Below are 13,168 nucleotides of genomic sequence, written 5' to 3' on the forward strand. Positions count from 1 at the left end.
TCGGATACCGTTTTCGGGTGAGCGAGACGAAGACACTTCAGTACCGGACCGACGGCCCCGAGGACGGGCCCGTGCTCGTCCTCGGACCGTCGCTGGGCACCACCTGGCACATGTGGGATCGCCAGATACCCGAGCTCTCCCGCCACTGGCGCGTCCTCCGCTTCGACCTCCCCGGCCACGGCGGCGCCCCCGCCCATCCGGCCCCCTCCGTGGCCGAGCTGGCCGCCCGGCTGCTGGCCACCCTCGACCAGCTCGGCGTCGAGCGCTTCGGCTACGCGGGTTGCTCGATCGGCGGGGCCATCGGCGCCGAACTCGCCCTGCGACATCCCCAGAGAGTGGGCTCACTCGCCCTCGTCTCCGCCTCCCCGCGCTTCGGCACCGCCGACTCCTTCCGGCAGCGCGGCGTCGTGGTCCGCACCAACGGCCTCGACCCGATCGCCCGCGCCACCCCCGAGCGCTGGTTCACCCCCGGCTTCGCCGCCGCCCAGCCCGCCATCGTCGAGTGGGCCGTCCAGATGGTCCGCACCACCGACCCCGGCTGCTACATCGCCGCCTGCGAGGCACTCGCCGCCTTCGACATCCGCGCCGAGCTCAGCCGGATCGGCGTCCCCACCCTCGTGGTGGCCGGCGCCGACGACCAGGTCACCCCGGCCGCCGACGCCCGCGTCCTGGTCGCCGGGATAGCCGACGCACGGCTCGCGCTGGTCCCCGGCGCCTCCCATCTCACCCCCGTCGAACAGCCGATGGCCGTCACCGATCTGCTGGTGCGCCACTTCTCCAGCTCCTGGCAGAGCCCGGACCACCCGACCGGGATGACCGCGATCCCCGCGCCCCCGCCCAAGCCCGTGCTCTCGCCCATGCCGCCCGGCGCCGAGGTCGTCGGTTTCGACCACAACGTGCCCGAACCGCTGCTGGACGCCCGCGCCGACGCGTACGACCAGGGCATCAAGGTGCGCCGCGAGGTGCTCGGCGACGCCCATGTGGACCGCGCGGAGTCCCTGGCCGACGAGTTCACCGGCGACTTCCAGGACTTCATCACCCGCTACGCGTGGGGTGAGGTGTGGACCCGGCCCGGAATCGACCGGCGGATCCGCAGCGTGGTCACCCTCACCGCCCTCGCCGCCCGCGGCCACCTCGACGAACTCGCCTTCCATACCCGGGCCGCGCTGCGCAACGGGCTCACCCCCACCGAGATCAAGGAGGTGCTGCTGCACACCGGCGTCTACTGCGGGGTGCCGACGGCGAACTCCGCCTTCGCCGTGGCCCAGCGGATCATCCGCGAGGAGACGAGCCCGGAGGGCTGAGCAGGACGAGGCCGGAAGGCTGAGGAGACAAGCCCGGAGGGCAGTGCGGTCGACGGGGGCCGCGGTAGCACAATGATCTCCATGAAGCTCACCAAGAAGGGCCATGCCTGCGTCCGGATCGAGAAGGACGGGCAGACGCTCGTCATCGACCCCGGGGCCTTCAGCGAAGAGGACGCCGCGATCGGCGCGGACGCGATCCTCGTCACCCACGAGCACTTCGACCACTTCAACGAGGAGCGGCTGCGCACGGCGCTCGACGCCAACCCCGCCGCCCAGATCTGGACGCTCCGCAGCGTCTCCCACCACATCTCCGCGGCGTTCCCCGGGCGGGTGAACACCATCGGGGAGGGCGACAGCTTCAACGCGGCGGGATTCGACATCGAGGTCCACGGCCAGCTGCACGCCGTCATCCACCCCGACATCCCGCGGATCACCAATGTGGGCTATCTGCTGGACGGCGTGCTCTTCCACCCCGGCGACGCCCTTACCGTGCCCGCCGGGCGGCGGGTGGACACGCTGATGCTGCCGGTGCACGCCCCCTGGAACAAGTTCGCCGAGATCCTCGACTACGTCCGCGCGGTCGGCCCGCGCCGGGCCGTCGACATCCACGACGCCCTGCTGTCCGACGCCGCGCACATGGTCTACGGCCGGATGCTCGGCCCCGAGGGCCCCGGCACGGAAGGCGCCGAGCATCTGCGACTGGCCCCGGGTGAATCCCTCACCCTCTGAGGGCCGGGCCGGCTGTCAGAGCCGGGATGTAGGTTGTGCCCTATGCGCATCGCGACCTGGAACGTCAATTCGATCACCGCCCGGCTGCCCCGGCTGCTGGCCTGGCTGGAGAGCAGCGGCACGGACGTCCTGTGCGTCCAGGAGACCAAATGCGCCGAGTCCGCCTTTCCGTACGAGCCGCTGCGTGAGCTCGGCTACGAGGCCGCGGTCAACGCCACCGGCCGGTGGAACGGAGTGGCGCTGCTCTCCAAGGCCGGGCTCACCGACGTCACCGTGGGCCTCCCCGGCGGCCCGGACTACGACGGTGGCCAGGAGCCGCGGGCGATAGGCGCCACCTGCGGCCCGGTCCGCCTCTGGTCGGTCTATGTGCCCAACGGCCGGGAGATCGGCCACCCCCACTACGACTACAAGCTGCGCTGGCTGGAGGCGCTGCGCACGGCCGTCGCCGGGGACGCGGCCGGTGAGCGCCCCTTCGCGGTCCTCGGCGACTTCAATGTGGCGCCGACCGACGAGGACGTCTGGGACCGCTCCGCCTTCGACGGGCTGACCCATGTGACGGACCTGGAGCGCGAGGCCCTGGCGGCGCTGCGCGAGTCGGGTCTTTCGGACGTGGTGCCCCGGCCGCTGAAGTACGACCGCCCCTTCACCTACTGGGACTACCGCGAACTGGGCTTCCCCAAGAACCGCGGCATGCGCATCGACCTGGTCTACGGGAACGAGACGTTCGCCAAGGCGGTCGGCGACGCGTATGTGGACCGGGAGGAGCGCAAGGGCAAGGGCGCATCCGACCACGCCCCGGTCGTCGTCGACCTGGAGGTATGACCCGCCTCGGCGGAGCACCGTCGCAGGGGGAGCCCTCGCGGCTCCCCCTCACCCCACCAGCTTCCGCAGATCGATCGACTCCGCCATCGCCCGCAACCCCGCGTCGCCCGGGTGCAGATGGTCCCCGCTGTCATAGGCGGGCAGGATCCGCGCCGGGTGCTCGGGGTCCCGCACCACCGCGTCGAAGTCCAGCACGGCGTCGAGCGCCCCGCCGCTGTCCCGGATGAAGGCGTTGACGGCCGAGCGCCGAGCGTCCGCGTCCGCCGTGCACAGCGACTCGCCCTCGCACGGGGCGATGGTCGCCCCGACCACCCGCAGCCCGCGCTCCCGCATCCGCGCCGCGACCGACCGCAGACCCGCGATCAGCTCCTCGGCCGAGCTGCCCCACCGCAGATCGTTGATGCCCTGGAAGACGACGACCGTACGGGCCCCGGTCTGGGCGAGCACATCCCGCTCCAGCCGGTGCTGGGTGCTGACCCCGCCGGTGTCCGTGGAGACGCCCTCTCCCGGATAGCGGTCGGCCACCACGCGGTTGGCGGAGATGCCCGCGTTGAGCACCCCGTACGCCGGGACCTCGGACTGTCCGCGCAGCCGCCGCGCGAGCACATCGGGCCAGCGGCGGTTGGCGTCATTGGTGGACTTGGTGCCGTCGGTGATCGAGTCGCCGAGCGCCACCACCGAACCCGGCCCGCCCCGCACATCGATCCCGGTCAGGAACGGCCAGGTGGTGAGGGTGCCGGTGTAGGACTCGGCCCCCGGCTCGGCGGTCCGGTCACCGCTGCCCGCCGCGCTCAGATACGACCGCTGGGTGGCCTGGCTGTGCACCGGCACCGCCGCGACCGGACCCGGCAGATGGAAGCTCACCAGCAGATTGGCGTCCGCCGGAACCGGGAAGTCCACCGGATCGCTGAACACCTGCGCGCCCGCGGGGATCGAGGTCCCCGGCTGCCCGCCGAACGTCAGCGGCACCGGTGGCGCCTGCGCCGCCGCGCCGCTCGCCTGGAGCGCGACCGTCGCATGGCCGATCTCCACGGGGGACGCGGCGAAGGTGTTCTCCAGCCGGACCCTGGCCCTCGGCCCGCCCGCGCTGGTGTGCACCACCAGCCGCAGCGTCTGATCGGTCCACGGCCCCACCTTGGTGTACCCGGCGGTGCTCGCCGCCCAGCTCCCGGTCCAGCCGTACGCGGGCTGCCGCAGTGACGCGGCGAAGACATGGAGGTCGGCCGCCGGGCCCGGGTCCCTCGGCAGCACCACCGACGCGATCTCGTGGCCGCGCTTCAGCGGCACCGTCACCGCGTACAGCCGGGCCGTCTCCTGCCGCTGCCCGGCGGCGGTGTTGAGATGAGGGAGGCCCACGGCCTTGGTGGCGGCGGGGCCCGCCCGCCAGTCCGGTGCGCTCAGCGTGTACGGATGGCTCGACCCGTCGCGGTAGCGCACCGTTCCGACACCGCTCGCCCCGGCGCCGGGCCCGTTCGGCGAACTGCTCGCCACCAGGAAGGTCAACGCCTCGCCCCGGCCGCGCAGCCGCACCGCCTGGCCGTCGGCGATCACATTGTCCGGCCGTGCCCCCGCGCTCCTCGGCCAGGTCAGCCGCGCCGCGTCCAGGGCGATATCGCGCCCCGGCGTCCAGCCGGCGGCCCGCAGATCCTGCGCGGAGAGCGAGGCACCCGCGCCGTCGAAGTCGGCGTCACCCGGGCGGGTGTCATCGCTGACCGCCCGGTTGTCGAAAAGCCGCTCCAGAGGGAGCGGCTTGTGGGTCGGCACACCGGCCGGTGCGGCGGCCGGTGCGGCGGAGGAGGGTGGTGCGAGCAGTGCGAGGGCGACACCTCCCGCGACGATCCCGGCGGTCGTCCACGGTCTCGCGACGCGCATATGTGTCCCCTCTCGCAACCAACCAACCAACCCGACCGGCGATTCGACAGGTGCCCGGAGAACGTATGGAGGCAGGTGGGTGTCGTCAAGACAAGCATCGGGTCACAGCTCATACCGCGCGCCCTGTGGTGCGCCGGTGGCCTGGATGCCACGCTGAGCGGTATGAACATCTCCTTCTTGGGCAACTGGCGCAAGCGACGTGGCCCCGCCTCGGGCGCGGCCCTGATGGGTGCCCAGGAGGAGGACCCCCAGGGTGTCGCCCAACTGCTCTCCGAATGCGAACTCCTGCGCGCGCGGGCCTCCGACGCGGGCATCGGGCTCGATGACTCCACGGCCTCCCTGGAGGCGCTGGACCAGATGGCGCCGCGCTGGCGCGACGACCCGGACGAGCTCCCCTGGCTCGGTAACGATGCCGGACTCTACCTGGGCACGGTCATCGTCCGCACCGTCCCCGGGGCCGTCTGGCAGGTGTGGCCCAACGGCCGACCCGTCGTCAGGCTGGCCTCCGGCCGCGAGGTCGACGTCGTGGAGGCCGGTCAGCAGTGGGCGGCCGACGGCGCCCCCGAACTCTGCCAGCGCTATGCCGAGGTCGCGGAGGCGTAGGGGGCGCCTGACGGGTTGTGGACCCCTGCGGCACGCTGTCCCCCACCCCACCCCTCCCCAAAACTGGAACTCCGCCCCAGCCCCCGCACCGGGGCTCCGCCCCAGACCCGGGGCTCCGCTCCAGACCCCGTGCCGGGGTTCCGCTCCAGGCCCTGGGGCTGCGCCCCAGCTCCCGGCGCTGTGCCCCAGGCCCCGTACCGGGGTTCCGTCCTAGCTCCCGGGGTTTCGCCCCAGACCCCGGGGTTTCGCCCCAGACCCCGGGGCTTCGCCCCAGCTCCCGTACCGGGGCTTCGCCCCAGCTCCCGCACCGGGGCTTCGCCCCAGTTCCCGGGGTTTCGCCTCAGCCTCCGTGCCGGGGTTTCGCTCCAGCCCCCGTACCGGGGCTCTGCCGCAGACCCCGGGGTTTCGCCCCAGCCCCCGCACCGGGGTTCCGCCCCAGCCCCCGCACCGGGGCTTCGTCCCAGATCCTGGCCGGACGGCACGGAGGTGGGCGGCCGGGCGCCCGTTTATCCGCCGCGTCGGCGGGCCGACGGCGATCAGCCCGCCGGTGCAGGTGTTCACGCCATCGCCGCCCGCCGCGAACAGCGCCTGACCCGCGGATGCCTGGCCCACTGCTCACCGCAGCGACGGTCGGCTCGTCGACGCCGGGGTCCAGGGGCGGAGCCTCTGGTTACGGGAAGGGGCGGGGAGGGGAGCAGCCCGCCAGCCACCCCCCCCGTGGGCCCTGTCGGGCGGTATACGGCCATCGATGCGTGTCCGTACCCAATGCTCCGCAGTTGTCCGGATAGCTTGCGCTGACCGGGACACAGCGGAAGGCGGGTGGGGCCGGGTATGGCCGTCGGTGAGCCGTTGATCGAGCTGCGCGGCGTCAACAAGCACTTCGGCGCGCTGCACGTTCTGCGGGACATCGAGCTCATCGTCGGACGCGGCGAAGTCGTCGTGGTCATCGGCCCCTCCGGCGGCGGCAAGTCCACCCTGATCCGGACCATCAACCGGCTGGAGACCGTCCAGTCCGGCTCCATCGTCGTCGACGGCCGTCCGCTGCCCGAGGAGGGCAAGGAGCTGGCGCGGCTGCGGGCCGAGGTCGGCATGGTCTTCCAGTCGTTCAACCTCTTCGCCCACCGCACCGTGCTGGCCAATGTGATGCTCGGTCAGACCAAGGTCCGCCGCCGCGCCAAGCAGGACGCCGAGCGGCGCGCCCGCGAGCTGCTGGGCCGGGTCGGACTCGCCGACCAGGCCGGGAAGTTCCCCGCCCAGCTCTCCGGCGGCCAGCAGCAGCGGGTGGCCATCGCCCGCGCACTGGCGATGGATCCGAAGGTGATGCTCTTCGACGAGCCGACCTCCGCCCTCGACCCCGAGATGATCAACGAGGTGCTGGAGGTGATGCGGCAGCTCGCCCAGGAGGGGATGACGATGGTCGTGGTCACCCATGAGATGGGCTTCGCCCGCTCCGCCGCGAACCGGGTGGTCTTCATGGCCGACGGCGGGATCGTCGAGGACCGTACGCCGGAGGAGTTCTTCCGATCCCCGGAGAGCGAGCGCGCCCGGGACTTCCTGTCCAAGATCCTCAAGCACTGAGCCGGGTGATGACGGACATGAGGCGTCTGCGCCGTGCGACCGCCGCCCTCACCACGGCCCTGACCACGGTCCTGGTCGTGCTGCTCGTGCCCGGCTGCGGCAAGGAGGGCAGCCCGCCCGCCAAGGGCCCCCGGGCCGAGAAGCTGCCCACCTACAAGGTGGACACCGAGTTCCGGCTGCCCGCCTCGCCCACCTGGCGCCGGGCCGAGCGCCGCGGCCATCTCACCGTCGGGGTCAAGGAGGACCAGCCCTATCTGGGCGAACGGGACCCAGCCACCGGCCGCTACTCGGGCTTCGACATCGAGATCGCCCGTATGATGTCCGCCTCCCTCGGCTTCGCCCCGGGCACCATCCGCTACCAGACCATCGCCTCCGCCAACCGCGAGACCGCCCTCCAGAGCGGCCAGATCGACTACTACGTCGGCACCTACACCATCAATCCGCTGCGCAAGCGGCTGGTCGGCTTCGCCGGGCCGTACTTCATGGCCGGTCAGTCGCTGCTGGTGCGCACCGACGAGGACGACATCCACGGCCCCGAAGACCTCGCGGGCAGGACCGTCTGCTCGGTGGCCGGCTCCACCCCGCTCCAGCGCATCCAGGCCGACTACCCCAAGGCCCACGCGGTCGCGTACGACACCTACTCGGTGTGCGTGGACAACCTGCTCAGCTTCCAGGTGGACGCGGTGACCACCGACAACACCATCCTGCTCGGCTACGCGGCCAAGGCCCCCGAGGAGCTGAAGGTGGTGGGCCGGCCCTTCTCCAAGGAGCCGTACGGCATCGGCGTGCCCAAGCGGGACAACGCGCTGCGCTTCGCGCTGGACGACGCGATCCTCTTCCACGAGCGCAACGGCGACTGGAAGAAGGCGTACGACGCGACCCTCGGCCTCTCCGGGGTGCCCGCCCCCAAGCCGCCGCCCATCGACCGCTACCGCACCGGCTGAAGGCCACCCCATGGACGTGCTCACCCAGAACTTCTCGCTCTACGGCAAGGGCTTCCTCGGCACCGTGCAGCTGACCGTCTACGCCTCGCTGCTCGCCCTCGCGCTCGGCATCCTCATGGCCGCCTTCCGGGTGGCGCCGGTCGCCTCGCTGCGCGTGTTCGGCACCGTCTGGGTGTCGGTGCTCCGCAACACCCCGCTGACGCTGCTGTTCTTCGCGGTGATGCTGGGGCTGCCGCGCTTCGGTCTTGTGCTGCCGTTCACGGTCTTCGCGGTGATCGCGCTCGGCTGCTACACCTCGGCCTTCATCTGCGAGGCGGTGCGAGCGGGCATCAACACGGTGCCGGTGGGGCAGGGCGAGGCGGCCCGCAGCCTGGGCATGACGTTCGACCAGACGCTCAGCGCGGTGGTGCTGCCGCAGGCGTTCCGCACGGTCATCCCGCCCATCGGCTCGACCCTGATCGCGCTCGCCAAGAACTCGGCCATCGCCGGGTCGTTCAGCGTCACCGAGCTGCTCGGCACCTACAAACCGCTCAACGAGCGGGGCTACAGCATCATCTGGTCCTTCGTCTGGATCGCCGCCGGATACCTGATCATCACCCTCGCCATCAGCGCGATCTTCTCCGTGCTGGAGCGGCGCTGGGGAGTGCCGCGATGACCGCCCCCGCGACCACCAGCGCCCTCTACGACGTCCCCGGGCCCCACACCCGGCGGCGGCACCGGATGTACGCGCTGGCCGGGACGGCCGTGCTGCTGGTCCTGCTCGGCTGGATCGTCTATCTCCTCATCCACACCGGCCAGTTCGCCTACCGTAAGTGGATGCCCTTCGAGTACAAGGGCATCCAGGAGCTGCTGCTGAACGGGCTCGCGGGCACCCTCAAGGCGTTCGGCATGGCCGCGGTCCTCTCGCTCGCCCTCGGCGGGGTGCTCGCCGCCGGGCGGCTCTCCGAGCACCGCCCGCTGCGCTGGGTGGCCACGCTGGTGGTGGAGTTCTTCCGGGCGATGCCCGTACTGGTGATGATCTTCTTCGTCTTCGTGGCGCTGCGGGTCCAGCCGCTGCCCGCCCTGGTCACCGGGCTGACGCTCTACAACGGCTCGGTGCTGGCCGAGGTGTTCCGGGCCGGGGTGAACTCGGTGGACCGCGGCCAGCGCGAGGCGGCGTACTCGCTCGGCCTGCGGAAGACCCAGGTCATGATGTCCGTGCTGGTGCCGCAGGGGGTGCGGGCGATGCTCCCGGCCATCATCAGCCAGCTGGTGGTGGCCCTGAAGGACACCTCGCTCGGCTTCCTCATCACCTATGAGGAGTTTCTGCACGCCGGAAAGCTGATCGCGTCCAATCTCGACTACGACCTGCCGTTCATCCCGGTGGTCATGGTGATCTCACCCATCTACATCGGGATGTGCATGCTGCTGTCGTGGTTCGCCAACTGGGTGGCCAAGCGGGAGCGGCGCAGTGTGAAGACCCGTCAGGTCGAGGTCGCCGCAGCCGAACCGGCCGCCCCGATGCCGGGGGACACCCGCGACTGAACCGGCTTCAGTCGCGGACCGGAATCGTGAGGTGGGACGGGTCCGAGTCCGGGGACGAGAACGTGAGATGGGCGCCGTCGGGGTTGTGCTCGATGTAGAGCGGGTCGACGGTGTCCATCACCAGCGCCAGCCGGTGACCTGCCGGGACGTCGTACGCGGTGGAGAACAGCTCCAGGTCCACTCCGGAGGGCGTGCCCGGGGTGCGGTCGTGGAAGGTGAACGGGGCGTGGGTGATGAGCTTGCCGACGCCCAGCGGGCCCACGTCGTACAGATACGCCGCGGCCGTACCGTCGGAGCGGTCACTGGTCACGGTGGTGTGGAGCTGCACGGTGCCGCGGACGCGCTGCTCGCGGGCGTAGGCCCCGGTCTGCCAGACGGCCGCGTAGGACCGGGGCAGCAGCGGGATCGAGGCGAGCGGCGGGAGCTTCAGGAACTGGTCGAGGGCCCCGCCGAGCAGCACGGTTCCGGCGTTGGCGCCGGAGTCGTGGTTGGCGGTGACCTTCTCGGTGCCGGCGAGCGGGACGCGGCGCTGCTCGGAGGGGACGGCCGACCAGCTGGGGTAGCCCTCGTAGCCGTCTCCGTCCGCCGTACGGGACGTCAGCTGCACCGGCGCCTGGCGGTCGATGCCGTTGCGCTCGCCCTTGAGGTAGCGGTCGAGCCACTGCCGGGCGTGGGTCCAGGTGGTGTTGGGCAGTCCGAGCAGCCCGGTGAACTCGGCGGTGGCGTGGTCGCCGGGCCGCAGCTCCAGCCGCTTGGGGCCGGTCAGCTTCTCGAAGAAGTCGGCGTAGCTGTTGGGCGGGAAGATCGAGTCACCCCAGGAGTTGCCCAGCATGATGGCCGCGCCATTGGCGTTGATCCGGTCGAGGTAGGTGGCGGCGGAGCGCTTCTTGCCCCAGGCGATCAGATCCTTCTCCTTGGCGAGGTTGGAGGAGAAGAAGTCGTCGAGGATCTGCTGGAACTCCTCGCTGGGCCGGCCGGTCAGCGTCCCGGCCCCGGCGAGCAGCCCGGCGGCCTGGGCGTGCTGGGTGCGGCCGCTGTAGATCGAGCCGACCAGGTCCGCCCAGCCGCTCATGGCCACCACGGCCTTGATCCGCGGGTCGGCACCGGCCGCGAGCAGGCTGATCCCGGCGCCGTAGGAGAGCCCGGCCATGCCGATGTGGTCGGGGTCGGCGGGGGTGTTGGCGAGCGCCCAGTCGACGACCTTGGAGGCGTCGGCGATATCGGGCGGCCCGGCCGTCTCGATCCTCCCGCCGGACTGCCAGAAGCCGCGGGTGTTGTAGGTCAGCACCACATAGCCGGTTTCGGCGAGCTTCTTGGCCTGGGCGAGATATTCGACCTGGGGAAGGGACCAGCTGGTGGGCAGGACGACGAGGGGGAGGCGGTGCGAGGCGTCGGCGTTCGAGGGGGCCACGACGTTGGCGGCCAGGTTGACGCCGCCGTCGCCGGGGATGTCGACGAAGCGGATGGAGACGCCGGAGGAAGTAGTGGCGGTGGAGGCGGCTGTGGTGGCGGTCGGGGCCGATGCCGGTGCCGCGGCGGCGGCGGTGGCGGTGGAGGGAGCGAGACCGAATGCCGCTCCGGCCATGACGGTGGCGGAGAGGGCGGCGGCGGTCGTGGGGCGGAGGGTTTTTCGGGCAGGGGTCACGATGGCTCCTGGGATGGCTCCTGGTGGGGGATGCCGTGGGGGCAGGGGAGCACCGGTGCTTGTGACCTGACGGTAACTCGGGTGTTTACCGGCGGTAATAGCGCGGTAAGTTACGCATGGGTAACGATAGAGGGTCGTGGTCGGCTGCCGGGGCCGGCCCGGCCCGGGGCGCTATCCGGGGGCCGGGCCCGCCAGGGTCCGGCCCCGCCCAATTCCGCTGGTGCGGAAGCCCCCGCCGACCGCCGGGCTTTGGCCTTGCGGCGAGCCCCGGCGCCGGGCCGACATTCCTCCCCGGGGCGAACTCCGGCCTCGGGTCCGGCCCTGGCCCCGGGCTGGGCCCAGAGCCCCATGCTCAGGGGGTGTCCGACGGATCGCGACGCCTGCGGTGGGCTGTTCCCCTCCCCGGCCCTTCCCGACACCTGACGATATGCGGCTCCGCCGCGTGTGGGGCTCCGCCCCAGACCCCGGGGCCCAGGGGTGGACGACGGTCGCATCTGCTGACGTGGTCGACGCCCCGGGCGGCGGCCGCAAATCAAGCCCGTCCGGCGCTTGAGGACCGGGGTCCAGGGGCGGAGCCCCTGGTAGCGGGAAGGGGCGGGGAAGGGGGTCCCTCCCGTACGGCGTACTCGAGCATCGGCGCGCCGAGCATCTCCTCGATGGCGTCGAGGAGTTCCGTCACGGCCTTGGCGATGGCGTCGGGGCGCTCGCCCGCCGTGACGCGCCGTCCGATATCGCCGAAGATCAGTGAGTGATAGCCGCTGATCTGGGCGGCCACCACGCGCGGCAGCGGATCCTCCGGCGCCGCGCCGGTCTCCTCGGCGAGCACGGCGGCCAGTTCGTCGTTCATCCGGCGGCCGAGCTCCTCCAGCCGGGCCACCAGCGTGGGGGCGGCCTGCATCATCGCGAAGAACGGGCCGAAGCCCTCGGTCAGCCCCAGCGAGCGGTCGCGCCGCTCCACCTCCTCGCGCAGCCGGTCCAGCACCGCCTGGGCGGCGGACCGGCCGGGCGGGCGGTCGCGCGCGATGTCGGCGAGCCGCCGCGGGGACGCCTGGTCGGGCGGCAGGACCAGATCCTCCTTGGCCGGGAAGTAGTTGTAGACCGTGTTGACGGACACCTCCGCGGCCTCGGCGACCTCGGCGACCGTGACCCGGTCGAAGCCGCGCTCCAGGAACAGACCGGTGGCCACGTCCGCGATCCGCCGGCGCGTACGGCGCTTGTGCTTCTCCCGCAGTCCTTCGCTCATGGCTGTCAGTGTAGCCCGTTGCAAACTTGCATCAGCTGCGAAGTTTTAAGTCGATTGCAAGTTTGGCGTGCGTTGTGCTCTGATCGGGCCATGTCCTCATCCGTCATCCGCGTTCGGGGCCTCACCCGGACGTTCTCGCTGGGCAGTGGCCCCGTGCACGCCGTCCGCGGGATCGATCTGACCGTCGGCCGCGGCGAGATCCTCGGCTTCCTGGGCCCCAACGGGGCCGGTAAGACCACGACCCTTCGCATGCTCACCACCCTGCTGCCGCCCAGCGGGGGCGAGGCCGAGATCGCCGGGCGCGATCTGCTCCGCGATCCGGCGGGCGTGCGCCGCCGGATCGGCTATGTGGCCCAGTCCGGCGGCCTGGATCCCGGGTGCTCCGTACGCGAGGAACTGGTCACCCAGGGGCGGCTGCATCTGATGACCAAGGGCGCGGCGGCCGGGCGTGCCGAGGAACTCGCCGGTGGGCTCGGCCTGTCGGGGCTCATGGACCGCCCGACCGCCGCCCTGTCCGGCGGCCAGCGCCGCCGGGTGGAGATCGCGCTGGGCCTGGTCAACCGGCCCGAGGTGCTCTTCCTCGACGAGCCCACGACCGGTCTCGACCCGGGAAGCCGGGCCGAGCTGTGGGACCTGGTGCGGCGGGTCCGCGCCGAGCACGGCACCACGGTGTTCCTCACCACCCACTACCTGGACGAGGCCGACGCGCTCGCCGACCGGATCGTGGTCGTGGACGCTGGGCGGATCGTTGCCGAGGGCGCCTCGGCCGAGCTCAAGAGCCGCTATGCGGGCGATCCGGCCGCCAGTCTTCAGGATGCCTTCCTGGCCATCACCGGTCGGGGCACGGCCGAGCAGCCCCTCGCCATCTAGAGCGATCAGCGCCATCCAGAACGTTCCGACCCAC

The 13,168-nt window shown here is 71.8% G+C and carries 12 protein-coding genes; 9 read left to right on the plus strand and 3 right to left on the minus strand.

Annotated elements, in window-relative coordinates:
• The first annotated feature begins 17 nt into the window (after nt 1-17).
• The 3 genes from pcaDC to J2Z30_RS46230 all read left to right on the plus strand — a co-directional run bounded on the left by pcaDC (nt 18) and on the right by J2Z30_RS46230 (nt 2,855).
• Nucleotides 18-1,304, plus strand: coding sequence for a bifunctional 3-oxoadipate enol-lactonase/4-carboxymuconolactone decarboxylase PcaDC (gene pcaDC / locus J2Z30_RS46220; protein ID WP_044569089.1), 1,287 nt, complete (start codon nt 18-20; stop codon nt 1,302-1,304).
• An 81-nt stretch (nt 1,305-1,385) separates the two neighbouring features.
• Complete coding sequence (locus J2Z30_RS46225; protein ID WP_044581249.1) at nt 1,386-2,033, plus strand: MBL fold metallo-hydrolase; 648 nt, start codon at nt 1,386-1,388, stop codon at nt 2,031-2,033.
• 42 nt (nt 2,034-2,075) lie between these two features.
• Entirely contained in the window at nt 2,076-2,855 is a 780-nt protein-coding gene (locus J2Z30_RS46230) for an exodeoxyribonuclease III (protein WP_044569088.1), read from the plus strand.
• A gap of 48 nt (nt 2,856-2,903) precedes the next feature.
• On the opposite strand, the gene J2Z30_RS46235 is transcribed toward J2Z30_RS46230, so the two are convergent.
• Complete coding sequence (locus tag J2Z30_RS46235; protein ID WP_044569087.1) at nt 2,904-4,727, minus strand: SGNH/GDSL hydrolase family protein; 1,824 nt, start codon at nt 4,725-4,727, stop codon at nt 2,904-2,906.
• 162 nt (nt 4,728-4,889) lie between these two features.
• Between J2Z30_RS46235 and J2Z30_RS46240 the strand changes: the two genes are divergently transcribed.
• From J2Z30_RS46240 to J2Z30_RS46260, 5 genes are all read left to right on the plus strand, one after another.
• Nucleotides 4,890-5,330: a DUF6278 family protein gene (locus J2Z30_RS46240; RefSeq protein ID WP_044581248.1), complete on the plus strand. Its 441-nt coding sequence runs from the start codon at nt 4,890-4,892 to the stop codon at nt 5,328-5,330.
• Between the two features lie 831 nt (nt 5,331-6,161).
• Nucleotides 6,162-6,908 carry an amino acid ABC transporter ATP-binding protein gene (locus J2Z30_RS46245; RefSeq protein WP_044569086.1) on the plus strand — a complete coding sequence of 249 codons (747 nt, stop codon included), beginning with the start codon at nt 6,162-6,164 and terminating at the stop codon, nt 6,906-6,908.
• 8 nt (nt 6,909-6,916) lie between these two features.
• Complete coding sequence (locus tag J2Z30_RS46250; protein WP_044569085.1) at nt 6,917-7,852, plus strand: glutamate ABC transporter substrate-binding protein; 936 nt, start codon at nt 6,917-6,919, stop codon at nt 7,850-7,852.
• A gap of 10 nt (nt 7,853-7,862) precedes the next feature.
• Nucleotides 7,863-8,507, plus strand: coding sequence for an amino acid ABC transporter permease (locus J2Z30_RS46255; protein WP_044569084.1), 645 nt, complete (start codon nt 7,863-7,865; stop codon nt 8,505-8,507).
• Nucleotides 8,504-9,376, plus strand: coding sequence for an amino acid ABC transporter permease (locus tag J2Z30_RS46260; RefSeq protein WP_044569083.1), 873 nt, complete (start codon nt 8,504-8,506; stop codon nt 9,374-9,376). The genes J2Z30_RS46255 and J2Z30_RS46260 overlap by 4 nt, the downstream gene beginning before the upstream one ends.
• Before the next feature lie 7 nt (nt 9,377-9,383).
• On the opposite strand, the gene J2Z30_RS46265 is transcribed toward J2Z30_RS46260, so the two are convergent.
• Together J2Z30_RS46265 and J2Z30_RS46270 are read right to left on the minus strand one after the other, a co-directional pair.
• The gene (locus tag J2Z30_RS46265; protein ID WP_044569079.1) at nt 9,384-11,021 is read right to left on the minus strand and encodes a CocE/NonD family hydrolase; all 1,638 of its coding nucleotides are present in this window, start codon (nt 11,019-11,021) and stop codon (nt 9,384-9,386) included.
• 532 nt (nt 11,022-11,553) lie between these two features.
• Entirely contained in the window at nt 11,554-12,264 is a 711-nt protein-coding gene (locus tag J2Z30_RS46270; protein WP_245389244.1) for a TetR/AcrR family transcriptional regulator, read from the minus strand.
• Between the two features lie 90 nt (nt 12,265-12,354).
• Here J2Z30_RS46270 and J2Z30_RS46275 point away from each other — a divergent pair, with 90 nt between their 5' ends.
• Entirely contained in the window at nt 12,355-13,134 is a 780-nt protein-coding gene (locus J2Z30_RS46275) for an ABC transporter ATP-binding protein (RefSeq protein ID WP_044569077.1), read from the plus strand.
• The last annotated feature ends 34 nt before the right edge of the window (nt 13,135-13,168 follow it).

This window comes from Streptomyces iranensis, assembly GCF_017874715.1.
Taxonomy (GTDB): domain Bacteria; phylum Actinomycetota; class Actinomycetes; order Streptomycetales; family Streptomycetaceae; genus Streptomyces; species Streptomyces iranensis.

Excerpts from the sequence above, each read along its gene's own strand:
- J2Z30_RS46225 (WP_044581249.1), top strand. The coding sequence starts at position 1,386 with ATGAAGCTCACCAAGAAGGGCCATGCCTGCGTCCGGATCGAGAAGGAC.
- J2Z30_RS46230 (WP_044569088.1), top strand. The coding sequence starts at position 2,076 with ATGCGCATCGCGACCTGGAACGTCAATTCGATCACCGCCCGGCTGCCC.
- J2Z30_RS46235 (WP_044569087.1), bottom strand. The coding sequence starts at position 4,727 with ATGCGCGTCGCGAGACCGTGGACGACCGCCGGGATCGTCGCGGGAGGT.
- J2Z30_RS46240 (WP_044581248.1), top strand. The coding sequence starts at position 4,890 with ATGAACATCTCCTTCTTGGGCAACTGGCGCAAGCGACGTGGCCCCGCC.
- J2Z30_RS46245 (WP_044569086.1), top strand. The coding sequence starts at position 6,162 with ATGGCCGTCGGTGAGCCGTTGATCGAGCTGCGCGGCGTCAACAAGCAC.
- J2Z30_RS46250 (WP_044569085.1), top strand. The coding sequence starts at position 6,917 with ATGACGGACATGAGGCGTCTGCGCCGTGCGACCGCCGCCCTCACCACG.
- J2Z30_RS46255 (WP_044569084.1), top strand. The coding sequence starts at position 7,863 with ATGGACGTGCTCACCCAGAACTTCTCGCTCTACGGCAAGGGCTTCCTC.
- J2Z30_RS46260 (WP_044569083.1), top strand. The coding sequence starts at position 8,504 with ATGACCGCCCCCGCGACCACCAGCGCCCTCTACGACGTCCCCGGGCCC.
- J2Z30_RS46270 (WP_245389244.1), bottom strand. The coding sequence starts at position 12,264 with ATGAGCGAAGGACTGCGGGAGAAGCACAAGCGCCGTACGCGCCGGCGG.
- J2Z30_RS46275 (WP_044569077.1), top strand. The coding sequence starts at position 12,355 with ATGTCCTCATCCGTCATCCGCGTTCGGGGCCTCACCCGGACGTTCTCG.